At 58.3% G+C, this 23285-nt stretch carries 25 protein-coding genes; 15 read left to right on the top strand and 10 right to left on the bottom strand.

Annotated elements, in window-relative coordinates; all coding sequences use genetic code 11:
* Positions 1 to 2 precede the first annotated feature (2 nt).
* Both NOR97_RS13790 and rnr read left to right on the top strand, forming a co-directional pair.
* Complete coding sequence (locus tag NOR97_RS13790; RefSeq protein ID WP_257599453.1) at positions 3 to 578, top strand: TIGR04282 family arsenosugar biosynthesis glycosyltransferase; 576 nt, start codon at positions 3 to 5, stop codon at positions 576 to 578.
* Between the two features lie 47 nt (positions 579 to 625).
* Complete coding sequence (gene rnr / locus NOR97_RS13785; protein WP_257599452.1) at positions 626 to 2884, top strand: ribonuclease R; 2259 nt, start codon at positions 626 to 628, stop codon at positions 2882 to 2884.
* On the opposite strand, the gene NOR97_RS13780 is transcribed toward rnr, so the two are convergent.
* Entirely contained in the window at positions 2875 to 3261 is a 387-nt protein-coding gene (locus NOR97_RS13780) for a DUF1801 domain-containing protein (RefSeq protein ID WP_257599451.1), read from the bottom strand. The genes rnr and NOR97_RS13780 overlap by 10 nt on opposite strands.
* Complete coding sequence (locus NOR97_RS13775; protein ID WP_257599450.1) at positions 3258 to 3956, bottom strand: glutathione S-transferase family protein; 699 nt, start codon at positions 3954 to 3956, stop codon at positions 3258 to 3260. Before NOR97_RS13775 ends, NOR97_RS13780 begins: the two co-directional genes overlap by 4 nt.
* 87 nt (positions 3957 to 4043) lie before the next feature.
* On the opposite strand from NOR97_RS13775, the gene NOR97_RS13770 reads away from it, so the two are divergent.
* Both NOR97_RS13770 and NOR97_RS13765 read left to right on the top strand, forming a co-directional pair.
* Positions 4044 to 4757 carry a YafY family protein gene (locus tag NOR97_RS13770; protein ID WP_257599449.1) on the top strand — a complete coding sequence of 238 codons (714 nt, stop codon included), beginning with the start codon at positions 4044 to 4046 and terminating at the stop codon, positions 4755 to 4757.
* A 62-nt stretch (positions 4758 to 4819) separates the two neighbouring features.
* Positions 4820 to 6136, top strand: a complete 1317-nt coding sequence (locus NOR97_RS13765; protein WP_257599448.1) for a lytic murein transglycosylase — start codon at positions 4820 to 4822, stop codon at positions 6134 to 6136.
* Between the two features lie 53 nt (positions 6137 to 6189).
* Here the strand turns inward: NOR97_RS13765 and NOR97_RS13760 are convergent, their stop codons facing one another.
* Together NOR97_RS13760 and NOR97_RS13755 are read right to left on the bottom strand one after the other, a co-directional pair.
* Positions 6190 to 7587: an aspartate aminotransferase family protein gene (locus NOR97_RS13760; RefSeq protein ID WP_170345552.1), complete on the bottom strand. Its 1398-nt coding sequence runs from the start codon at positions 7585 to 7587 to the stop codon at positions 6190 to 6192.
* Positions 7588 to 7664: 77 nt separating this feature from the next.
* Positions 7665 to 8348: a GntR family transcriptional regulator gene (locus tag NOR97_RS13755; RefSeq protein ID WP_171205251.1), complete on the bottom strand. Its 684-nt coding sequence runs from the start codon at positions 8346 to 8348 to the stop codon at positions 7665 to 7667.
* A 140-nt stretch (positions 8349 to 8488) separates the two neighbouring features.
* Here NOR97_RS13755 and NOR97_RS13750 point away from each other — a divergent pair, with 140 nt between their 5' ends.
* The 5 genes from NOR97_RS13750 to NOR97_RS13730 all read left to right on the top strand — a co-directional run bounded on the left by NOR97_RS13750 (position 8489) and on the right by NOR97_RS13730 (position 13780).
* Positions 8489 to 9574, top strand: coding sequence for a polyamine ABC transporter substrate-binding protein (locus tag NOR97_RS13750; RefSeq protein WP_170345554.1), 1086 nt, complete (start codon positions 8489 to 8491; stop codon positions 9572 to 9574).
* 75 nt (positions 9575 to 9649) lie between these two features.
* A complete protein-coding gene (locus NOR97_RS13745) occupies positions 9650 to 10777 on the top strand; it encodes an ABC transporter ATP-binding protein (protein WP_170345555.1) in 1128 nt (375 codons plus the stop codon).
* Complete coding sequence (locus tag NOR97_RS13740) at positions 10777 to 11667, top strand: ABC transporter permease subunit (RefSeq protein WP_170345556.1); 891 nt, start codon at positions 10777 to 10779, stop codon at positions 11665 to 11667. The genes NOR97_RS13745 and NOR97_RS13740 overlap by 1 nt, the downstream gene beginning before the upstream one ends.
* Positions 11664 to 12482 (top strand): ABC transporter permease, encoded by an 819-nt coding sequence (locus NOR97_RS13735; RefSeq protein WP_257599447.1) that lies wholly within the window; start codon positions 11664 to 11666, stop codon positions 12480 to 12482. Before NOR97_RS13740 ends, NOR97_RS13735 begins: the two co-directional genes overlap by 4 nt.
* On the top strand, positions 12479 to 13780 hold the full coding sequence (locus NOR97_RS13730) for an FAD-binding oxidoreductase (protein WP_257599446.1): 1302 nt from the start codon (positions 12479 to 12481) through the stop codon (positions 13778 to 13780). The genes NOR97_RS13735 and NOR97_RS13730 overlap by 4 nt, the downstream gene beginning before the upstream one ends.
* A gap of 9 nt (positions 13781 to 13789) precedes the next feature.
* Here NOR97_RS13730 and NOR97_RS13725 read toward each other — a convergent pair whose 3' ends face one another.
* Genes NOR97_RS13725 through NOR97_RS13715 form a run of 3 tightly spaced genes read right to left on the bottom strand, consistent with a single transcriptional unit; the run spans position 13790 to position 16599 of the window.
* Positions 13790 to 14656, bottom strand: coding sequence for a phosphotransferase (locus tag NOR97_RS13725; RefSeq protein ID WP_257599445.1), 867 nt, complete (start codon positions 14654 to 14656; stop codon positions 13790 to 13792).
* Positions 14657 to 14709: 53 nt separating this feature from the next.
* Positions 14710 to 15372 carry a flagellar hook capping FlgD N-terminal domain-containing protein gene (locus NOR97_RS13720; RefSeq protein ID WP_257599444.1) on the bottom strand — a complete coding sequence of 221 codons (663 nt, stop codon included), beginning with the start codon at positions 15370 to 15372 and terminating at the stop codon, positions 14710 to 14712.
* Positions 15373 to 15375: 3 nt separating this feature from the next.
* Positions 15376 to 16599, bottom strand: a complete 1224-nt coding sequence (locus tag NOR97_RS13715) for a flagellar hook-length control protein FliK (protein WP_257599443.1) — start codon at positions 16597 to 16599, stop codon at positions 15376 to 15378.
* A gap of 110 nt (positions 16600 to 16709) precedes the next feature.
* Here NOR97_RS13715 and NOR97_RS13710 point away from each other — a divergent pair, with 110 nt between their 5' ends.
* The 6 genes from NOR97_RS13710 (at position 16710) to NOR97_RS13685 (ending at position 20399) form a co-directional block, all read left to right on the top strand.
* Complete coding sequence (locus tag NOR97_RS13710) at positions 16710 to 16985, top strand: rod-binding protein (protein WP_171230574.1); 276 nt, start codon at positions 16710 to 16712, stop codon at positions 16983 to 16985.
* Positions 16975 to 17334: a flagellar biosynthesis protein FlgN gene (locus NOR97_RS13705; RefSeq protein WP_170345563.1), complete on the top strand. Its 360-nt coding sequence runs from the start codon at positions 16975 to 16977 to the stop codon at positions 17332 to 17334. The genes NOR97_RS13710 and NOR97_RS13705 overlap by 11 nt, the downstream gene beginning before the upstream one ends.
* A 209-nt stretch (positions 17335 to 17543) precedes the next feature.
* Positions 17544 to 18755, top strand: coding sequence for a flagellin (locus tag NOR97_RS13700; RefSeq protein ID WP_170345564.1), 1212 nt, complete (start codon positions 17544 to 17546; stop codon positions 18753 to 18755).
* 77 nt (positions 18756 to 18832) lie between these two features.
* Positions 18833 to 19207 carry a flagellar biosynthesis regulator FlaF gene (gene flaF / locus NOR97_RS13695; protein ID WP_257599442.1) on the top strand — a complete coding sequence of 125 codons (375 nt, stop codon included), beginning with the start codon at positions 18833 to 18835 and terminating at the stop codon, positions 19205 to 19207.
* Positions 19207 to 19608: a flagellar biosynthesis repressor FlbT gene (gene flbT / locus NOR97_RS13690; protein WP_152459291.1), complete on the top strand. Its 402-nt coding sequence runs from the start codon at positions 19207 to 19209 to the stop codon at positions 19606 to 19608. Before flaF ends, flbT begins: the two co-directional genes overlap by 1 nt.
* Positions 19605 to 20399, top strand: coding sequence for a DUF1217 domain-containing protein (locus tag NOR97_RS13685; protein ID WP_257599441.1), 795 nt, complete (start codon positions 19605 to 19607; stop codon positions 20397 to 20399). The genes flbT and NOR97_RS13685 overlap by 4 nt, the downstream gene beginning before the upstream one ends.
* Positions 20400 to 20500: 101 nt before the next feature.
* Here NOR97_RS13685 and NOR97_RS13680 read toward each other — a convergent pair whose 3' ends face one another.
* The 3 genes from NOR97_RS13680 to NOR97_RS13670 all read right to left on the bottom strand — a co-directional run bounded on the left by NOR97_RS13680 (position 20501) and on the right by NOR97_RS13670 (position 23142).
* Positions 20501 to 22075, bottom strand: a complete 1575-nt coding sequence (locus tag NOR97_RS13680; protein ID WP_170345567.1) for a DUF427 domain-containing protein — start codon at positions 22073 to 22075, stop codon at positions 20501 to 20503.
* Between the two features lie 106 nt (positions 22076 to 22181).
* Entirely contained in the window at positions 22182 to 22883 is a 702-nt protein-coding gene (locus NOR97_RS13675; RefSeq protein ID WP_170345568.1) for a helix-turn-helix domain-containing protein, read from the bottom strand.
* A complete protein-coding gene (locus tag NOR97_RS13670; protein WP_257599440.1) occupies positions 22855 to 23142 on the bottom strand; it encodes a hypothetical protein in 288 nt (95 codons plus the stop codon). The genes NOR97_RS13675 and NOR97_RS13670 overlap by 29 nt, the downstream gene beginning before the upstream one ends.
* Positions 23143 to 23285: the final 143 nt, after the last annotated feature.

Genomic DNA, 23285 nt, shown 5'->3' with positions numbered 1-23285 from the left:
CCATGCAGCGCACATTGGTGATCATGGTGAAGGAACCTCGTCCGGGCCGCGTCAAAACGCGGCTTGGACGAGATATCGGCATGGTCGGCGCAGCGTGGTGGTTTCGGCACCAGACCCGGTCCTTGATCCGGAGGCTGCGCGATCCCCGCTGGCGTATCGTTTTGGCCGTTTCACCCGATCAGCAGGGTCTGAAAAGCCGCGTCTGGCCAGCTGACCTGCCACGCGCGGCGCAGGGGCGTGGGGATCTGGGCGATCGCATGGCGCGGATGCTGCGCGGTATGCCCAAAGGGCCGGTTTGCCTGATCGGCGCGGATATTCCGGGCATTTCGCGCCCCCATATTGCCCGTGCTTTCGATGCATTGGGGCGTTCTCAGATGGTGTTTGGGCCTGCCCCCGATGGTGGCTATTGGCTGGTCGGAGCGCAACGGTATGCGGCCTTGCCGGCAAGTCTGTTCCGCGACGTGCGCTGGTCGACGGAACACGCATTGGCTGACACGCTTGCTTCGATCCCCGGCTGTCGGGTGTCATTGCTTGATCTGTTGCGCGATGTGGATACGGTTGCCGATCTTGAACCCTGAGGTTTTTTGGTCATGACGCGGTCGCAAACGCATGCTAGGCCGGACGTATGACTCGCATTCCTACCAAGCAGGAGGTCCTGGACTGGATCTCGGCGAACCCCACCCTGACCTCGAAACGCGATATCGCCAAAGCCTTTGGCATCAAGGGCGCGGATCGGATTGATCTGAAACGTATCCTCAAGGAGCTTGAGGCCGAAGGCCATCTTGAGAAGCGCAAGCGCAGTTACCGCGACCCGGATCGCCTGCCGCCGGTCAGTGTGTTGCAGGTGAAAGCTCCGAACAAGGATGGAGACCTGTTTGCGCGGCCGCTGGAATGGCATGGCGAGGGGGTCGAGCCCATCGTTCTGATCATTGCTCGTGCCAGCGACCCGGCGCTGGGCGAGGGTGACCGCATTCTGGCCCGTCTGACGGCCGTGCATGAGGAAGACCACAATTACGAAGCCCGCCTGATCCGTCGTATCGGGACGAACCCCCGTAAAATCGTGGGTATCTTCCGAAAAGGGGCTGAAGGCGGGCGGATCGTGCCGATCGACAAGGCCGGATCGACCGAATGGCTGGTGGCCGAAGGCGCCGCGCTGGGCGCCAGGGATGGCGAACTGGTCGAGGCCGAACAAGCCGGGCCGAAAAACCGCATGGGGCTGCCCCGCGCGCGCATCGTTGAACGGTTGGGCGACCCGACTGCGCCCAAGGCCGTTTCGTTGATCGCGATCCATCAGCACGGTATCCCGGATGATTTCCCCGACAAGGTGATTGCCGAGGCCGACAAGGCCAAGCCCGTTGGCCTGAAAGGCCGCGAGGACCTGCGGGATTTGCCGTTGTTGACAATCGATCCCTCGGACGCGCGCGATCATGACGATGCCTGCTATGCCCATGCTGATGACGACCCGAAAAACCCGGGCGGACATGTGATCTGGGTCGCGATTGCCGATGTCGCCGCCTATGTGCGCCCAGGCACCGCGCTGGACCGCGAGGCGCGCAAGCGTGGCAATTCCAGCTATTTCCCCGACCGTGTCGTGCCGATGTTGCCGGACCGTCTGTCGGGTGATCTCTGCTCGCTGCACGAAGGCGTGCCGCGCGCCTGTATCGCGGTGCGGATGCGCATCGATGCAAACGGCAACAAGATCGACCACCGCTTTGTGCGCGGGCTGATGCGCTCGGCCGCGTCCCTGAACTATGCCGAGGTGCAGGAGGCCATCGACGGCACCCCCAATGACCGCACCGGCCCGCTGCTGGACAGCGTTCTGAAGCCGCTCTATGCGGCCTATGGCGCCTTGAAGACGGCGCGCAACGAACGCCAGCCGCTGGAGCTGGACCTGCCGGAACGCAAGATCGTTCTGAACGACAAGGGCGAGGTCGAAAGCGTGGCCTTCCGCGAACGGTTGGACGCGCACAGGCTGATCGAGGAATTCATGATCCTGGCCAACGTGTCCGCGGCCGAGACGCTGATCGCCAAGCGCAGCCCGTTGTTGTTCCGGGTGCACGAAGAACCCGCGCCCGAAAAACTGGAAAACCTGCGCGAAACGGCACAGGCCGCCGGGCTGAATCTGGCCAAGGGGCAGGTGCTCCAGACCCGTCACCTGAACGCGCTGCTGAATGCCGCCGCCGGCACCGAGGATGCCGAGCTGATCAATCTCAGCACCTTGCGGTCGATGGCGCAGGCCTATTACAGCCCGGAAAACTTCGGCCATTTCGGGCTGGCGCTGCGCAACTACGCGCATTTCACCTCGCCCATCCGGCGCTATGCCGACCTGATCGTGCACCGGGCGCTGATTTCGGCCCATGGCTGGGGCAAGGACGGGCTGACCGAGGACGAAATTGCCCGGCTTGAAGAAACGGCCACGCATATTTCGGATACAGAACGCCGCTCGATGATGGCCGAGCGCGATACGACCGACCGCTATCTGGCGGCCTATCTCAGCGAACGTGTGGGCAACGAATTCACCGGGCGGATCAGTGGCATTGCCCGGTTCGGGGCCTTCGTGAAGATGGACGAAACGGGCGCGGATGGCCTGGTGCCGGTGCGGTCTTTGGGGCGCGAATTCTTCCATTTTGATCGAGAGGCAGGAACGCTGATGGGCTCGGAATCCGGGCTGATCATCGCCATCGGCCAGCGGGTCACGGTGCGGCTGACCGAGGCGACACCTGTGACCGGCGGGTTGGAACTGGAACTGCTGTCCATCGACGATCAGGCCCTGCCGCGCGGGCGCGGACCCGCCAAGCGGTCGACGCGACGCAAGGCAGCCAGCACCAAGCGCAAGAAGGACAAGATCAAGCGCAAGGTCGAACGCAAGCGCCGTCAAAGGTGATAGGTCAGCGCCCGGGCAATCAGCCAGCCATGGCGGGTTTCATCTATCTGGCCCGGGTCATCGAACAGAATGGCCCGGTTCCCGTCGATCCTGTCTTCGCCAGGGAAGGCCGTGGTGAAATCACCGATCAATCGGCTTTGGCAGTGTACGAACAGCGCGAAATCCGCGGATTTATGAGCCCCCAGCCGGATCGTTGATCCTTTGGGGGCTAGATAGGCGGGCTGGCCCCAGCGCAGCTCTTCCCGCAATGGATTGGCAGCGGGCAGAGAGTCTGCCGTTTCAAAGATCAGATCGCGAAGCGCCAAAACCCCCGCGCGTGCGTGCGGGGGCAGGGCTTCAAAGGCCGATGCGACCGAGGGGTCATCAAACGGTTTCATGCAATCGGTATCGCCTGTTCCATCCGGTCCACGTAACTGTTCAACAGGTTATCCTGTTTGATCCTGCGGGTCAGTGGGGTATCGGCAGGTGTTGCACGCATGGCGGCGAGCATCGGGCCGACGCTCATGTCTGCTGATGTCGGTTGATCCGCCAGCAGGAAGCGGGATTGCCACAGATAGGCCGAGATCGCCTCGAGATCGCGTTCGAGCCGGTCCATGCGCTCGGGCAACGAGAACCGTCCGATCCCTTGTGACGTGATCCCCTTCAGAACGGATTTTCGGATCGCATTGGACACCGGCTTACGGATCAGGGCCGGAATTCCGGTGAAAAAGGTTTCGCGAAGGATTGGCCAGACCTCATCATTGCCCCAGCGGTCCAGAACGATGTGGAAATACAGATGCTCTTCGGCCATGCGCACCAGCGCGCGGGATTGCGCTTTTTCCACGTCCGAAAGCCCCTGATCGAACGCGGCCCCCTTCTGTTCCAGCCAATCGCGGATCAGATCGCTGTCCGGTATCAACCGCTCTGGCGTGCGCAGGACGGGCAGTTTTTGATGCGGCATCTTGCGCGGGTCAAGCATGTCTGAACGCTGCCAGGCCTGGCCGGAGTGTTGAAGCATCATGGCTGTCTTGACGCAGAACGGGCTGGCGCTGAACAGCCCGAAGGCAGAAGGATAGGTGAGAAGGGTCAGCATCGTGCGGCTCCGTGTTTTTTCGACTTGCCAGATAAGTAAACCGACCTAATGACAGTTTTTGTCATCAGGGTTAGGCTAGGGTTCATCATGTCCCGCACCGCCCGATTGTTCCAACTGATGCAATCCCTGCGTTCTGGCCCATCGCCCAGAACGTCTGAACAGTTGGCACAGGATCTGGGTGTTTCTGCCAGAACAATTCACAGGGATATTGACGCGCTGCGTGGTCTGGGGGCCGTTATCGACGGTGAAGCGGGGTTTGGGTTCACTCTGATCGAAGATGCCACGCTGCCGCCATTGGGTTTCACTGATGACGAGCTTGAGGCCCTGGTTCTTGGCCTGCGCGAAGTTCAGGTGATTGGTGACCCGGCCTTGTCAGATGCAGCCAGCGCCGCCCTGCGGAAATTGCAGGGGCGATTGCCACAGCGACAGTCCCATCGGCTGAGCCACGCGGTTCTGGCGGCAACGCGGTTCAATCGCCCGCCCGCGCCGACCATCGACGTGGCCATTTTGCGGCAGGCGACGTGGGACGAACGCGCGGTCGAGTTCTCGTACACGGACGCAAAAGGCGATGCCACACGAAGACGGGTGAACCCGCTGAGCATCGTCTACATGGATCGATCAAATGTGTTGCTCGGCTGGTGCCACCTGAGACGGGATTTTCGCGTCTTCCGGTTGGATCGCATGCAGGACATGTCTGTGACAGATCAAAGCTTTAGACCGAACCGCGTGCCGATGCTGCGCGAGGTTTTGGCGCAAATCCGCGCAAAGCGCGACGCACAGGAGCGCGATGAGGATGCCTGAGACTTTGTGATTCACCGATTTTGCGCTACCCTGAGGTTGAGCAGTAATCAGGAAAAATCGGAATGCATAAATGCGTAGGCGGCGTCATGACCGTCGCATTGTGGGCATCCATAGTGCAGGCGGAAACATCAGAAAACACGAAATGGCCAGACAGTGCAGTGACCGGCGAAACGATCCGGCTGGCCTCGGCGGATGTGACGGTTTCGATCCGTCCGGTCCCGCGCCCGGCAGTTGAGGCATTGCGGGTGTCCGCGGCCGTGACCGCACGGTTTCAGGCCTGGCTCGGCGCGTTTCAGGAGCGCGCGCAGCAGCAGGGCATAACGGAAAGAACGTTGAACAGGGTGTTCTCGGACATGACCTTTGACGAGGACATCCTGAAAAAAGACCGCAATCAGGCGGAATTCTCGAAACCGATCTGGGAGTATCTGGATTCCGCAGTCTCGGACTCGCGCGTTTCCAATGGTCGTGCCGCCATGCAGCAACATCGGCAGGTGTTGAAGCAAATCGAGGCTGAATATCGCGTTGAAAAAGAAGTGGTCACGGCAATCTGGGGGCTGGAGACATCTTTCGGCTCTTATCGTGGCAGCAACCGGACGCTGAGTTCCCTGGCGACGCTGGCCTTTGATGCACGGCGGGCGCAGTTCTTTGAAACGCAGTTGATCGCCGCCCTGAGAATCGTGCAGGCAGGGGATGTCAGCGCCAAAAACATGCTGGGCAGCTGGGCAGGTGCGATGGGGCACACGCAATTCATGCCGACCTCGTATCTGGATCACGCGGTTGATTTCGATGGCGATGGTCGGCGTGACATCTGGTCGGACGACCCAACGGATGCGCTGGCCTCGGCCGCGTCCTATCTGGCGCGGCACGGATGGAAAAAGGGGCAGCCCTGGGGCGTTGAGGTGCGCCTGCCCGAAGGGTTCGACTATGCCACCGCCAAACGGGACTACACCCTGCTGCCGTCAGATTGGGCGGCGCGTGGCGTGGTGGGGCGTGACGGCAAACCGATCCCGGATCACGGGCAAGCCGCAATCCTTTTGCCCGCCGGGGGGCAGGGCGTGGCGCTGATGATTTTCGACAATTTCAGCGTGATCGAGGCCTATAACGGGGCCGATGCCTATGTGATCGGTATCGGACATCTGTCCGACCGGCTTGCGGGTGGTGAACCGTTTCAGTCCGACTGGCCCCGAGATGAGCGGGCGCTGAGCTTCACCGAGAAGAAAGAGTTGCAAACCCGGCTGACCCAGGCCGGGTTTGATACGAAGGGTATAGATGGGCGCACCGGGCCGAACACCATCAATGCGGTCCGCGCTTACCAACTTGCGCGGGGCTTGGTGCCGGACGGCTATCCAACTGCGACACTTTTGGAGCGGCTGAGGTGAACAAAAAGAGGCGACCCAAACGGGCCGCCCCTTGATCGAAGCCTTTTTTGATCTCAGGATGCGGCTTTCATCAGCCCCTGTGCGATGATTTCCGCCTGTGCTTCGTCCAGCGACTTGTGGATGCGCACGAACATCTCGTCGATATCCGCCGGGGTCAGGATCAGCGGCGGCGAGATGATCATACGGTCGCCCACATGGCGCATGATCAGATTGTTGGCAAAACAGCGGTCGCGGCAGATATAGCCGACCGTGCCGGGCTCGGACGCGAACTTGGCCCGGCTGGCTTTGTCGGGGGTCAATGCGATGGACGCCATCATGCCAACGATCTTCGCCTCGCCCACCAGCGGGTGATCGGCCAGCGCCTCCCATTTCTGTTTCAGATAGGGGGCGGCAACGTCGCGCACGTGCTCGACGATCTTCTCTTCTTCCAAAATGCGCAGGTTCTCAAGCGCCACAGCAGCGGCGACGGGGTGGCCGGAATAGGTGTACCCGTGATTGAATTCGGTGCCGCCAATGACTTCGGCAATCTCGTCATTCACGATGGACCCGCCGATCGGCGCATAGCCCGAGCTGAGCCCCTTGGCGATGGTCATGATATGCGGTTTGATGCCCACGGTTTGTGATCCGAACCAGTTGCCGGTACGGCCGAACCCACAGATCACTTCGTCGGCAATCAACAGGATATCGTATTTGTCGCAGATGCGCTGAATTTCCGGCCAGTAGGTATCGGGCGCCACGATCACGCCGCCTGCACCCTGAACCGGCTCGGCGATGAAGGCCGCGACGCGGTCTTCGCCCAGCTCCTGTATGGCCTCTTCCAGCTCGCGCGCGCGGGCCAGGCCGAATTCTTCGGGTGACATGTCACCGCCTTCCGCCCACCAGTTCGGTTGGTTGATGTGGTGAATGTTCGGGATCGGAATGCCGCCCTGCGCGTGCATGCCTGCCATACCGCCCAGCGAAGCCGACCCGACGGAAGACCCGTGATACGCGTTTTTCCTGCTGATGATGATATTCTTGTCCGGCTGCCCCTTCTCGGCCCAATAGGTGCGTACAAGGCGGATGTTGGTATCGTTGGCCTCGGACCCACCAGCTGCGAAGAAGACATGATTCAGATCACCCGGTGCCAGCTCGGCGATCTTGGCGGCCAGTGCGATTGCGGGCACGTGAGTCGTCTTGAAGAAGGTGTTGTAGTAGGGCAGTTCGCGCATCTGGCGCGCCGCGACATCGGCCAGCTCATCACGGCCATAACCGATATTGACGCACCAAAGACCTGCCATTGCGTCCAGAATTTCCTCACCTTCGCTGTCGGTCAGGTAAACCCCGCTGGCGCGTGTAATCACGCGTGCCCCTTCCTGCCCCAGCGCACCATTGGCCGAGAAAGGATGGATGTGATGCGCCGCATCCAGCGCCTGCAATTCGGCGGTCGGCATATGGTTGGTTATGGTGGACATCGGAGAATCTCCTACAAGAACGCAGTTGCGGTTCACAATATGATCAAATTCATCGCTGTCAATCGAATCGGGTTGAGTCAGGTGGAAGTCAGGGCCTCCGCGATCAATTCCATGCCTTGCTCAATGTCCTGTGCCGTTGCTTTTGCGGCTTTTTCGGCGTCTCGGTTGCGCAAAGCGGCAATGATATCCTTGTGCCGATCCGGCAGGCTTTGAGTCCCGAATCGACCACATACGACACGCAGCGACGGACCGAACCGCAACCAAAGCCTTTCGGCCAGATCGCTGAGAATCGGTGCGTTTGCGTGTGAGTACAAGGTTTCGTGGAACGCCTGGTTCAGACGCAGATATCCGCCTACATCCCCGTCAGCAATCATACGGTCCAGATGCATGTCGAGTCGCTCCAGATGATCTATATCTTCGGTTTGCAAATTCGACGTTGCGCGCCTTGAAAGCTCTGATTCTATTGCGGTTCTGGCAAAGATCATTTCCTGGATGTCGCCCGGGGACAGCAGCGGCACACTTACACGCCGATTGCCTTGGAACACCAATGCCCCGTCCGAGATCAACCGGCGGATGGCTTCGCGCACCGGTGTCATGCCAACACCCAGCGAATCAGTCAGGCCCTGGATCGTGACAGGCTGGCCGGGAACCAATTCGCCGAACAGGATTTGTGATCTGAGCGTTTGATAAACCTGCTCATGCGCGGGCTGTTTCCCTTTGTCGTTTGTCGACGCAGATGCCTTATTTTTGATCAAATCCAATTGGTTCTTCCCATTTCGACTAACCCTGACTTGTCAGGTGACAGACCTCGTGAAACCATACGCTGGATCGAGGAAAAACGCAAAACTTGATCAAATCCAAAAAAACGGGAAAATAGCCGTACACTTGCAGGGAGAAGAATATGACAATCAAAACGCTGACCATGACAGCGGTCATCGCATTGGGGACTTCGGCGGCATTCGCCGAAGAGGTGCGTGTTTACAACTGGTCCGACTACATCGACGAAGAATTGCTGAGCAAATTCGAGGAAGAAACCGGCCTGACTCTGATCTACGATGTGTTCGACAGCAATGAGGTTCTGGAAACCAAGATGCTGGCCGGTGGTTCGGGATACGATGTGGTGGTGCCGTCGGGCACATTCCTGCAACGTCAGATTCAGGCGGGCGCATTTCAGGAACTGGACATGGCCAAGTTGCCGAATGCGGTAAATCTGTGGGACGTGATTCAGGAGCGTACCGCAGGGTATGATCCGAACAATGCCTACTCGATCAACTACATGTGGGGAACGACGGGCATCGGTGTGAACGTCGACAAGGTCAAGGAAGTCTTGGGTGACGACGTGGCCTTGAACAGCATGGATTTGGTTCTGAAGCCGGAGAATATGGAAAAGCTGGCCTCGTGTGGCGTTCACTTCCTTGATGCGCCAGCCGAAATGATACCGATGACCTTGCAGTACATCGGTGAAGACCCCGACAGCCATGACCCGGAAGTGATCAAGAAGGTCGAAGACGTTCTGACAAGCGTTCGCCCCTACATCCAGAAGTTTCACAGTTCGGAATACATCAACGCGCTGGCCAATGGCGATATTTGCGTAGCCGTGGGTTGGTCCGGTGATATTTTGCAGGCGCGGGACCGCGCGGCCGAAGCCGACAACGGTGTGAACATCGAATACCACCCGTTCGCAGAAGGGTCGTTGATGTGGTTCGACCAGATGGCAATTCCCGCCGACGCGCCGAATCCGGAAGGTGCGCACAAATTCCTGAATTTCATTCTGGATGCCAACAACATGGCTGCTGCGTCCAACTACGTGTACTACGCCAACGGCAACAAGGCGTCTCAGGAATTTCTTGAGGAAGACGTGATCGGCGATCCGGCAATTTATCCGGATGAAGCCACGATGCAGAACCTGTACATCACGACTCCGTACCCTGCGAAGACACAGCGGGTCGTGACCCGTCTTTGGACCAAGATCAAGTCAGGCACCTGATCCGGTCAAAAGCGCGGGGCGGTCTGGCGATCGCCCCGCCGCACTATTGTCCAAACTGACCATGCGGGGGCTGCTTTGAGTTCTGACGTTTTTGCGCCGTGGAATGACCCACAGGCGAAACCCTTGATCCAGTTCCAGAACGTGACCAAGCGCTTTGGCGAGTTCACGGCGATCGACAACCTGTCTCTGGATATTTTCGAACGTGAGTTTTTTGCCCTGCTCGGCCCTTCAGGGTGCGGCAAAACAACGATGATGCGGATGCTGGCCGGGTTCGAGACCCCGACCGAAGGCCACATCTTGCTGGGCGGGCAGGATATCGACCCCATCCCGCCGAACAAGCGGGCCGTGAACATGATGTTCCAGTCCTATGCCCTGTTCCCGCATCTGAGTGTCTGGGAAAACATCGCTTTCGGTCTGCGCCGAGACAACATGCCCAAGCACGATCTGGAAGACCGGGTCGAAGAGATGCTGCGCCTGACCCGGCTGGAACAGTTCGCCCGTCGCAAACCGCATCAGATCTCGGGCGGTCAGAGGCAGCGCGTCGCACTGGCGCGCTCGTTGGCCAAAGCGCCCAAGCTTCTGCTGCTGGATGAACCGTTGGGTGCGCTGGACAAAAAACTGCGACAAGATACCCAGTTCGAGCTGATGGATATTCAGGAGAAGACGGGCACCACCTTTGTCATCGTCACCCACGATCAGGAAGAGGCGATGACAGTCGCCACCCGCGTCGCGGTGATGGATCAGGGCCAGTTAAAGCAAGTGGCCACCCCGGATCGGATCTATGAAAACCCTGAATCTGTTTATGTCGCTGACTTCATCGGAGATGTGAACATCATCGAAGGTCGCGCGACACGATCCGGAGAGGACGCCTACCAGATCGTATGGGCCGAAGGTCAGGCCCCGTTTTCGGCGTCTTCGCCTGCTGTTTTCTCAGACGGTCAGTCCTGCCATCTGGCGATCCGCCCCGAGAAAGTGACAATCTCTGCCGAACGACCCGTCGATGCGGTCAACGCCGTGCAGGGCAAGGTTCACGACATTGCCTATCTGGGCAATCTGTCCACCTATCACGTTGAATTGGCAAACGGCACGATCATCAAGGCGCAGACGGCCAACACCCGCCGCATCTCGCGCCGTTCGTTCACCTGGGAAGACCCGGTCTGGCTGTCCTGGACAGCCACGGCTGCGGTTCTGCTGGCCAACTGATGCGCCGCGCCGTTCTGATCGCCATTCCTTACGTCTGGCTGTTGGCCCTGTTTCTGGTGCCGTTCTTCATCGTTCTGAAGATTTCGCTATCGGATACCGCACTTGCCATCCCGCCTTATACGCCAACTTTGGACCTGTCAGCCGGTTGGACGGGGATAAAGGAGTTTTTCAGCCAGCTTGATCTTGAGAATTATGTCTGGCTGACCGAGGACGATCTGTATTGGAAAGCCTACCTGTCCAGCGTCAAGATCGCTTTTATTTCGACCTTCCTGACCCTGCTGGTGGGCTATCCCATTGCCTACGGCATGGCCCGGGCACCTCAGGAATGGCGACCGACACTGATGATGCTGGTCATCCTGCCCTTCTGGACCTCGTTCCTGATCCGGGTTTACGCTTGGATGGGCATTCTGTCGAACGAAGGGTACCTCAACCAGATCTTGCTGTGGACCGGTATCATCTCGACCCCGCTGACGATCCTGAACACGTCAACTGCCGTCTATATCGGCATCGTCTACACTTATCTGCCTTTCATGATCCTGCCGATCTATTCGGCGTTGGAGCGTATGGACGGATCGCTGATCGAGGCGGCGGAGGATCTGGGATGCTCTCGTTTGCAGGCCTTCTGGCTGGTGACCATCCCGCTGTCCAAGCCAGGCATCATCGCAGGGTGTTTCCTGGTGATGATCCCCGTGATCGGTGAGTTCGTGATCCCATCCCTTCTGGGTGGTTCCGGTACGCTGATGATCGGCAAGGTTCTGTGGGAAGAGTTCTTTTCGAACCGTGACTGGCCGGTGGCAAGTGCGGTGGCCATCGTGCTGCTGCTGATCCTTGTCATTCCCATCGTGCTGTTCCAGCGCAACCAGCAGAAACAGGCGGAGGCAGAGGGATGAACAGATTGAGCTGGTTCAACACGGTTTCGCTGACACTGGGATTTGCCTTTCTGTACATCCCGATGATCATCCTGATCATCTTCAGCTTCAATGAAAGCAAGCTGGTTACGGTCTGGGCCGGGTTCTCGACGAAATGGTACGGAGAGCTGCTTCGGAACGAAGCGTTCCTGGATGCCGCTTGGGTCACGATCCGGGTCGCGGTCTTTTCGTCGACGCTGGCGACAATTCTGGGAACGGCCGCCGCTTATGTACTGGTCCGCAGCGGGCGCTTTTTTGGCCGGACACTGTTTTCCGGCATGATCTATGCGCCGCTGGTCATGCCCGAAGTGATCACCGGCCTGTCGCTGTTGCTGTTGTTTATCGGCATCGGCCTGGATCGGGGTATTCTGACCATCGTTCTGGCACACACGACTTTCTCGATGTGTTTCGTTTCGGTCGTCGTATCCTCGCGCCTCATAACTTTTGATCGCTCGCTGGAAGAGGCTGCGCTGGACCTTGGATGTTCGCCCGCGCAAGCCTTCCGTCTTGTCACCCTTCCGATCATCGCACCTGCGGTAATCTCGGGTTGGTTGCTGGCCTTTACCCTGTCGCTGGATGATCTGGTGATTGCGTCCTTCACTTCGGGGCCGTCGGCAACGACATTGCCGATCAAGATATTCTCGGCCGTGCGTCTTGGCGTCAGCCCGGAAATCAACGCGTTGTCGACGATCATGATCGCTGTGGTGACGGTCGGGGTAATCACGGCCTCGCTTGTGACCAAACGCGCTATGGTACGGCAGCAGCAGGACGAAATGGCTGCCGCGCGCACCGAATGAAGCGGATTTTTCCAGACTACGCCTATGGCAGCGACCCTCTCGACGGCTGTTGGTGGGACGAAACGGTTGCCAGCCCGGATTGGCCAGAGTTCCAGGGTGACATGCATGTGGATGTGGCCATCATTGGGGGCGGATTTACAGGCGTTTCGGCTGCCCTGCATTTGGCTGAAAACGCTTCGGTTGCGGTGTTCGAAGCCGGCGCACCGGGGTGGGGAGCCTCGGGCCGCAATGGCGGGTTTTGCTGTCTTGGCGGCTCAAAACTTGGCTACGAATCCATGCAGCGCCGGTTTGGCCGCGATGCTGCTTTGGACTATGCGAAGGCGGAACAGGAAGCGGTTCAACTGGTCGCTGATCTGTTGGTACAGCATCAGATCGATGCGGATACCCACTCCAACGGGGAAACCCAGCTGGCGCATTCCAGGCAGGCGATGGACATGCTGCGCCGCAATGCAGACGAGGCGGGAACCCTGCACGAAGCCAGAGACCTGCCTGCGAAGGGCATGGGTGGCGCGTTTCATGGTGGATACACTTCGCCGGTCGGTTTCGGGTTGAATCCTCGCAAATATCTGTTCGGGATTGCCCGAGCCGCCGAAGCAATGGGCGCGCATCTGTTCCGGAATTCCCCGGTTCTGAGCGTAGAAAAAACGGCGTCCGGCTTTGTGTTGCAAACGCAGAGCGGGTCAGTCAAAGCGCAGGCGGTCTTGGTGTGTACCAACGGATATTCCAGCGAGGATATCCCGGCCTGGATGTCCGGACGATACATGCCTGCACAGTCGACTGTCATGGTAACGCGACCCCTTGGCAGATCCGAGCAGATGGCACAAGGATGGACTACGGATCAGATGTGTTACGATACGCGCAATCTGTTGCACTATTTCCGCCTGATGCCAGACGGGCGCTTTCTGTTCGGGATGAGAGGCGGCCTGCGGTCATCGGCCGGGGCTGAAGCGGCCATTCGGCGAAAGGTCCAGCAGGATTTCAAACATATGTTTCCCGCCTGGTCGACGGTCGAGGTCACTCATATCTGGTCCGGTTTGGTGTGCCTGTCACGGGCCCTGACACCTTTTGTCGGCCCCGTTCCGGATCAACCGGGAATGTTTGCCGGGTTTGCATATCACGGCAATGGCGTCGCCATGGGCACGTATTGCGGTCGAGCACTGGCACGCTTGGTTCTGGGGCAGGACGCCAGGCTGCCGGCCGTGATGACGCAAACACCGGGTCGGTTTCCTTTGGGACGCTGGCGCCGCGTGCTCATGCCGCCAGCCTATGCCATGCTGGCGCTGGCCGACCTGCGATAAGGCGCGGCGTTACAGAATTGCGGTTTCCAAGTTCAACCCTGTCACGTAATCGGGCGCACCATTTTCAGCGCGCCAGAGGCAATACGCCGCCATGCGCCACGCATACCATGGCCTGAGCTGTAGATAGCGCGCGACGATTTCCGGTCTGCCGTAGGCCGAAAGAAACTGGTCTTCCTCTTTCTTCGACAGTGGTGAGCCTCGGTAAAGCTGCTGCATTGCAGGCGACAAAAAAAGTGCAAGGTCTTCGCAGGGATCGCCCAGGGCCGGGCATTGCCAGTCGATCAAGGTCAGACCGCCGGTCGCCACCAGGATATTGCCTGCCACGGGGTCGCCATGGATCAGGCACGTCCGTTCCGTAGGTGCGACCGGATTCGTAGGTTGCAAATCGGCGAGTTTGTCGCGCCCGTGTGACGTACAGCCTTGCAGAATTCTGTTTCCATGAGCTCGCAAGTCTGCGCTGCCGTTGCAACCGACTGGCGCCTGGACGGCAATGGGCAGGGTATGAAGCTTGCGCAGCAAGGCGCCAACCTGGGCTGAATCCTGCCGCCAGGGTGCTCCGGGGGCGTGGTCGTAGAACACCCAGCGGGCTTCTTTGTATTGCCCTGTGGCCCGCAACCTTGGCACGAAACCCGTGGCGCCAAGCGCCTTCAGGCATTGGGCCTCCAACTCTGCATCATTGCGAAACAAAGGATTGCGCAATGCTGTGCTGTAGAGTTTCAGGACCTTGTCGTTGTCGCGGCCCTTGACCTTCCACACCCTGTTGGTGCGCCCGCCGTACAAGGTCTCGAACCGAGGATGCGCGTTGACCAATCCTTGCGCGTAGAGATGGTCAACCAGATTTCGAGGGGGGGCAGGCAGGTCGGGCAGAGGTTCCATCACTTCTTATGGCGAGTCGATTTGCCAAGCTTTGGCCCGTCCCGCCCGACAGATCAAGCACCAGTTCGGACTGCGGTGACCTGAGTTGCGGGAATCACCTGACCGCCCTGCAATGTCAGCAAAACAGTATCGTCGCCAACCTGTGCTTCGACGACGCGACCGTAGGCGGCGACAGGTTTCTCGGAGAGCAACTCATCGCCTTTGTAGCTTTCCAGGGTTGCAGTGTAGTTGCCTGAGGCCAATGGATTTCCAGAAGAATCCACTCCGGCCCAAACAAACTCTTCAGTTGTCGTGGGTACAATGACTTTATCGATCACCGTACCGTCACTGTCGCGGACCACCAATTTGGTTGCGTCCGCATCAGGGTCGGCCTGAGCAAACAGTGTTACGGGCTGGCCGTCAAAGTGAAAGGCTGATGTCGAACGGACGTCCATGCCCACCCAACTTGCAAGCTCGTTCAGTTTCGTACCGCCCAATGCGTTGGCCAGGGTGGACAAGAGGTCATTGGTCTGGACTTGTTGCTCGACCATCGAGAACTGCGCCAACTGAGACGCATACTCGGTCGAATCCATTGGCTCCAACGGATCCTGATTCTTTGCCTGCGCCGTTAGCATCAGCAAGAACGTCTCAAAGTCCGACGTAATCGCGGACTTTTGTGATGCCCCGGCCTTTTGTTGATCCGCAACGGGCTGCGTGGTGTTGACAGGCGTAATCATTGGTCAAAACCTCATGTCGATGCCCCGGCCCGAGGCCAGATTCTGTGGATGGGAAGTTGTGTGATCGATCCGTTCCTGCGGCGCAGCTTCTGAATGTGAGGGGGATTGGGTGTCAGCGTCATTTGCGTCCTTTTGATCTGCGCCAGAACCCCAAGAGGTTCCCAGATCAAAGCTCAGATCCCCATACCCCAGTTTCTGAAACTCTTCTGTCAGAACGGACAAATGACGTCGCATTAACTCGAGGGTTTCCGGGCGCTCGGTCGCAATGGTGATTTGCAGGCCGTCCTCCCGGCCGTTCAGAACAATCGACACACGCCCAAGCTCTTCCGGATTCAACGCTATTTCGGTTGCTCCTGATCCGGTGCGTGTCTGAACCGCTGCCGACAGCTGACCAGCGATCGCACGGGCGATTTCTGCTCGGGCGGCAGTAGACGGAGCCGTGAGTTGAGGCGCGGAGTCGCGCGAGGTCAGCGGCAGAGGTTCCTCTCTGGCGGCAGGCAGGGCCTCAACCTCGACAACGGGTGCAACCGGTTCGGCTTCAACAGCAGTTGCCATCAGCTGAAGCTGCGCCACCGAGGGCGCCCGGTCAGGCGCTGACGGTTTGGGCGTCAGAATGTTCACTTCGGGCAACGGTTTCTTTTCAGGGCCCAGCGGGAGGGGGACGGCCCCCGTTTGTTCGACCGTGCCTTTTGGCTTTGCAAGCTGATCAGACATCTGGCCGATTTCGGTCATGGCTGCCACTTGCACAGGTTGGGGCGCCGGACCCTGCGCCTTCTGCGAGAGCGACGGAACCGGGGAAGGCGTGCCGCCTTGTGTGGGCAAACCTATGGATGCCAATACCTGTGGTTGATCCGGTATTTCGGAGGGGGTTTGATTTGCCTCCGCAACCTGAACCGGCATCATCGTTACCTCGTCCAAGCCGGGGGTTTCGAGGAATGCAGAAGGGGTTTTCTGTTCGCCGGTGCGTTCTGAAATCTGGGTGGGATGGGCCGTTGCAGATGCCTCGGCCGTTGTCTCCGGCACAGGCTCGGGCTCTGCTTCGACATTATTCAGCTCGGCACTGATGGCAGCGTTTTCGCCTTCAGGGTGGCCGGTGGCACCAACCTCTTGCCCGAGGACATCCTGAAAGCTCTCCGATCCGGTGTTTTGGCCCGGAGCCTTACGAGATGTGACGGCTTTCTCGGGTGTGGTCGGCGTTGCGTTCGCCAGCGTTAGGGGGTTGGGCATTTTGCTCCGGCTCCGTGTGACTGGTCGGAACACTGCCTGTAGGAAGTTACGTTTATTTTAACCGCTTTCACCTTTGATCGAGAAAGTTCGAAGCAAATTCGGAGAATGCCATGAAGGTTTCCACCCTTCCTCACGTATCTCAATCACAGTCACCCCAGACCCGGCTGAAAAACGCCGCCATAGAGCTGGAGGCGGCGTTTCTGGCGGAAATGCTGAAATCTGCCGGGTTGGGAAAAACCCGCCAGTCCTTTGGCGGTGGCGCCGGTGAGGATCAGTTTTCTTCGATGCTTGTTCAACATCAGGCGCAGCAACTGGCCCGGTCCGGTGGCGTGGGCCTTTCCGAAATTCTGTTCAAGTCACTGATGGAGAAAACCGATGACGTCTAAAGTCGATAATGCGTTGATCAAGTCTTTGGAAGAAGTCCTGGATTTGGAACGTGCCGCACTTGTGCAAGGGGATCTGGACCGTTTGTCCAGCATGGTGCCTGAAAAAGAAAAGCTGATCGGGGCAATCAATGATCTTCAGGTGCTGGAAAGTGAGGCACTGATTCGCGTTCAACAGAAAGCCGAGCGCAATCAGGCGCTGCTGAACAGCGCGGCTGAGGGCATCCGGGCAGTCGCCAGCCGAATGGCTGAATTGCGGCGCGTTCGGCAGGAATTCAGCACCTATGGTGCGGACGGACAGCGAAGTGAATTTGCGGTGCGCAGCGTGGCAAAGCTGGAAAAGCGGGCATAGGCAGAAGTTTGATTCAAATCCGAAATTTCTGGGTTACGCGTTTTAGCACTCCGTTAGGGGATCGGGTTCAAAAGTGGTGTTGCACCTGAGATCAACAGGTGGCGCGAACGGCCACGCGGCGCGTCGCACAGGTCAGAAAGACACCAATGCCCGCAAATAGTGCGGGGTGAACATGGGCAAAACGGCCCGAACGGAAAAGGATGAAAGCTATGTCCAGCATTCTGACAAACAATGGCGCGATGGTTGCGCTGCAAACGCTCAAGTCGGTTAACAAGAACCTGGCCTCCACCCAGAACGCGATCTCGACCGGCAAGGATGTCGCAACGGCCAAGGACAACTCGGCAGTATGGGCGATTTCCAAAGTGATGGAGTCGGACGTCAAAGGTTTCAACGCCATCAAGGACAGTCTCGCGCTTGGTGAATCGACCGTCGCCGTCGCACGGAATGCTGCGGAAACCGTCACTGATCTGCTGACCCAGATGAAAGGCAAGATCGTCGCCGCGCAGGAAGACAACGTTGACCGCGGCAAAATCAATGATGATGTGACTGCGCTGAAAGGTCAGATCGCGTCCGTTGTCAGTGCGGCGCAGTTCAATGGTTTGAACCTGGTTGACGGCTCTGCCGGTTCCGCTTCGATCCTTGCGTCGCTGGACCGCGACAGTACCGGCGCCGTAACCTCGTCGTCGATCACCGTTGCAGGGCAGAACCTGTCAACCGGCGGTTATGTCACCAAGCAGGTTTTTGACGGTTCGACCGGCGCATCGACAGGCAACGATCGCGTTGGCGCAACCATCGACAACGGCGCGACTGCCGCAACCGCGCTGGTCACCGACGAATCCAGCGGTGTGTTTGCCGCCGGTGACAAGGTTGTCGTCGCGATCAACGATCAGGTCGTGTCCTATACCGTGTCTGCCGAAGACGCCGCCGCGACAACGACCGGTGATCTGGTTGCCGTTGGATTGAAATCGAAGATTGAAGAGCTTGGGATTACCGGTCTGACCGTGGATTATGACTCGGGCACAGCCGGAACCCTGTCCATCACCAACGGTACGGGCTCTGACATTTCGTTCTCGGCTCAGTTCGTGAATGCCGGTGCAGGTGGTCTGGGCGCGCTGGCCGGTATTGATGTCTCGACCGGTGCGGGTGCGACCGCAGCCCTGGCCGCCGTTGAATCGCTGATCGATACTTCGATCGATGCGTCGGCTGCTTTCGGTTCCTCTCAAAGCCGGATCGAAACTCAGAAAGAGTTCATCTCGAACCTGTCCGACTCGTTCAAGTCAGGTATCGGGTCGCTGGTCGACGCGGACATGGAAGAGACTTCGGCGCGGCTACAGGCGCTTCAGGTTCAGCAACAGTTGGCGACACAGTCGCTTTCGATCGCCAATCAGGCACCGCAGTCGATTCTGTCGCTGTTCCGTTAATTTGCATAATCGGTTGGGGCGCGGATTTCGCGCCCCATCAATGACTGCCTGATGACGGCCCTTTGGAAGGATTTCAAGTGACACCGCAAACCCTAGCCCATCAAACCTATGCGCAAACAGCCGCGCCGACTCGGACGCCTCGAGACACGGAATACGAAGCGATTTCAAGGATCACACGGCGTCTGAAGGCAGCAACAGCACAAAAGGCAACGGATTTTTCGGGCTTTGTTCAGGCCGTGCACGAAAACCGGCGGCTATGGGGGGTGCTCGCAACCGGCGTTGCCGATTCCGAGAATGCCCTGCCCAACGATCTGAGAGCCAGGATCTTCTACCTTGCCGAATTCACCGAACAACACAGCAGCCGCGTTCTAGGAGACGGCGCAACCGTTGAACCCCTGGTGGAAATCAACACGGCTGTATTGCGCGGATTGCGCCAGATGAGGGTAACTTGATGAGCGGACTGGTCCTAAAGCTTGCCCCGAAAGAAAGGGTTCTGATCAACGGGGTCGTGATTGAGAACGGCGATCGCCGCGGCCGGTTTTCGATCATGACGCCACAGGCGAATGTTCTTCGACTGCGGGACGCGATTCATCCGGATGAGGTGAATACGCCGGTGCGCCGCGTCTGCTATGCTGCGCAGCTTGTATTGTCGGGTGACATCGAACCTGGCCAGGCACGTCAGCAACTGTTGCGCCGCGTGGAAGAGCTGAGCCAGGTTTTTACGGATGCAGATAGCCGTCGGGTTTTGGCCGAAGCCACGGATGCCCTGGTTGCAGAGCATTATTACAAGTGCCTCAAATCGCTTCGCTCGCTTCTGCCGCGCGAAGAGCGGCTGATGGCTTATCAGCAATGACATTCCAGCCCGTCATCCCAAGCGGTGGAATCGTGGGCTGGCGGTTCTTGCAACGTACGTATGAAAGCCAGCTCCAGAGTTTTTCGTCGTCAGCTGCGAATGAAAGAGAGACACAGTATTTTCTGGACAACATCGGAAAAATCCAATCCGCCGAACAGCTGGTGTCGGATCGCAGGTTGTTGCAGGTCGCATTGGGTGCGTTCGGACTGGAAGGAGATTTGGACAACCGGTTTTTCATACGCAAAATCCTCGAGGATGGGACACAGGCGGATGACGCGTTGTCCAATCGATTGGCCGACAAGCGATACCGGGAGTTTTCTGACGCCTTTGGGTTTGGTCCCGGTGCTGTCCGAAAAACCGCGCTGACGTCCGACATGGGGCAAATCGCCCAGGCCAATTTGACGGCACGGTTTGAAATTGCCGTTGGCGAGTCGGATGAAACGATGCGCATTTCGCTCTATGCACAACGAGAACTTTCGGATCTCGCCAACAGGGCCTCAAGCGCAGACACAAAGTGGTTCGATCTGATGGGGTTGCCCCCTTTGCGCAGCATGATGGAAACGGCACTTGGACTGCCGTCATCCTTTGCGCAGCTGGACATTGACAAACAACTGGTCGAGTTCAAGGCCAGGTTGCTCAAACTGACCGGCTCGGAGGATCTGGCACAGTTTTCGAACCCAAAGTCCATCGAGAAACTGACCGACACCTATTTGGCCAGAAGTCAGATTGCGCGACTTCAGAACACGATCTCGCCGGCGCAGACCGCATTGATCTTGTTGGGGGCCGGTTGAGCAGAGTGCCTCCGGGTCGAAGTGATCGATGAAGCATGATCTCACAGGCGTCACGTTGATCAAGGCAATGCGGGTTTCTTCAGAACTGCAAACGAAAGGCCTCAACCGTTCAGAATCTCATCGGCTGCGGTTCGTAAAGCATATGATCTGACGGGTCGGGACACATTGTGCAGATTGACGTCGCCCAGCGGCACGGCATTGGAACAGGCCGGTTCGATGTCTTCTGAAACGACAATGCGGTGCCCTTGCGTCTTGCCGAATTCTCCCAGGCGCGCTGCGATGTTCGCGGCCTGACCGATAACCGTGAAGTCAAGGCGTTCACGAGACCCCACATTGCCGTAGGTGACACGCCCATAAGCAACGCCGATCGAACAGTCGCAATGCACGTCCGTGCCTTCTTTGCGCAGTTCACCCAAAGTTTCGACGATTTTGATCGCCGAGCGCTGGGCATTGGCGCGGGCTGTACTGGCATCTTCGTCCGTTGCCGGGAAAACGGCCAGCACAGCGTCGCCAATGAATTTCAGAACTTCTCCGTTATTGTCGTGAACAATACCCGAGACTGTTTCAAAGAACTCGTTCAGGAGACTGATATATTCCCCCCGGCCCAGCTTTTCTTCCAGGCTTGTTGAATTGCGGAGATCGCAGAACATGATTGCGGCGTCGATCTCATCCCCGTCACCCCGCCTGATTTCGCCACCCAGCACACGCGCGCCGGTGCGCTTGCCGACATAGGTTTCCAGCAGGACCTGCGCGTTTTCGCGCTGCATGAACACTTCGTAGAAACGGGCAATGACAGAGGAACACTCAAAGACAAGGCCCAGGTTTTCGGTCGTGAACCCGTCCGGGTGATCGCAGGTCAGCGTCAGAACATTGGTGCGCCCGTCGGAAAACGGCAAAGGCATGGCCACGTAATCCGTTGCGCCCTTGGCCCGCAGATCTTCCATGATCGGAAAGCTGTTATGCGGGTTTTCATCGTTCAATCTTTGCCGCACGCCACCCAGGCCGTTCGAGACATGCCGCAAAGGACTGTTGATGAACGCCGGGTGGTCATAGATTTCGTATGTCGGGGCCCGGGTCAGAATCTCGTCTTCATCTTTTTCCCAGATATAGTGCTTTCCCGCGATAAGCGGGTGCAGAGACCAGGCCAGAATGCTCAGCCTTTGTATCGCGATGCCATGCTCCAGCATCTTCTCGGCCAGCGCTTTGGTAAAGCTCTCGGGTGTTGTTGCAGTCGAAGCACCACGCATCAACCAGTCAATCAGCGGGCCGCTGATATTGCCGTCTTCAGGTTCGCGAAGGCGGTTTTCGCCCAGATCGATTTTCGTATAGGCGCCGGGCATAAACCCTATGCAGCCTTGTATGGCCGCGCTTTCAGGCAGGGCTTCTTCATAGGCCCAGACAGAATTGGCCAGATTTTCCGAACCCAGATTGATGTCGTGGTAAGTGGCAGTGCCTTTGAACGGGCAGAATGTTTGCAGATCTGTTTCTTCGCTCAGATCAACACAGACATCCGCGCGGGGCACATAGATCGTGGGCGGCAGGCGCGTTTCATACATCACCTTGGCATTTGTACTTTCAGCCAAAAGCACATCGTTTCGGTAAATGGCAATTCTACCATTCAGCGATTCAACCGATATTCCATACCCATTGATCTTTGGTGCGGCGTGGACGTTCACATGCGACCTCCCTTGCCTGGGGTTGTTCTAGAATGGGGCTTTGCATCGCACATTCCAAGAGGCGGCGAAGGGAAAAGTGCCAACGCATACGGTCACACGGCAAGGCTCAGACCATCTGTATGACGTCTTTTTCGATGGACAGCATATAGCCTTTTTTGGCGATGTTCTTGACCAGAAGTTCACTGACCATCTGGTTGCCAAGCGCATCCCGCAACCGTTTGATCCGCGTCGCGCCCGCAGCTTCGTCGCAATCGGCTGCATTGCGGCCGGAAATCATCGCCTCGATCTGGGCCCCGGACAACACCTCGTCATCCAGTCGCGATTCAGCCAGAACCGAGAGGGTTTCCATGGCGGCGGGCGTGAGTTTGAAATCCATGTTGTTGAGGTAGACGGTGTTTTCCTCGCGGCTGATCAGCAGGGATGTCACTTGAATGCCGGTGCGTTCGATTTGCGCCATGCGCCGGTTCAGCAGAACCAGCATCACCAGAAAGACCAATGCCGAGGCCATCATCGCACAGGCAAAAACCAGCAGCACATAGATCACCATCCGATAACTGGACAGGGTGTCCGCGAAGGCGGTGCCAGACTGGGCCAGAATTTCAAGCAACCGGATTTCAGTTTGCGAGGTCAGATCGGCCTCGACAAACAATCGCTCGACCCGCGCGTTGAATGCGTTGGCGTCCGGCAGGGTCCAGAACAGGAAAACGGCGGCAGTGATCAGGATGGCGACAATGGCTGCGATGCCCAGCACGACCAGCCTGACACCAGACCGGCGCGCATCAGAAACGGAGATAGAATTGTCCGGCATTGCCCTTCCTCTGATCCAACCCTTCCGGCCCGAAAACGGACTGCACTTCAAGCAAGGTCCAACCTGACGCGCTCAGGCGCCGGGCGATTTCTGCATGGGCCTGGCCCTTGTCGCAGTTCGAGACCTGAATGACCCCATAATGCAAACGCAGCGGGTTGTCTTTCTTGGCCTTGTAATCCGCATAGCAATCCGCGGCAGACGCAGCAGTGCCAAGCGATATCAGGACCGCAAAGGTCAGAGAAGAGAGGATCTGTTTCATAGGCCGCATCCTGCGCATGAGTTGTCGCGATATTCAATAACCCAAGGGGTTTGCGGGTTCTGATATCCGATAACACCGGGCCGTTATTGCTTGTCTGAACCGGTCGCCCCCAGTGTCAGGGCAATCACGACGCGCTCCGTCAC

This window comes from Ruegeria sp. YS9 (genome assembly GCF_024628725.1).
Taxonomy (GTDB): domain Bacteria; phylum Pseudomonadota; class Alphaproteobacteria; order Rhodobacterales; family Rhodobacteraceae; genus Ruegeria; species Ruegeria atlantica_C.
The sequence above is the reverse complement of the archived record's forward strand: the minus strand, read 5'-3'. Positions and strand labels throughout refer to the sequence as shown.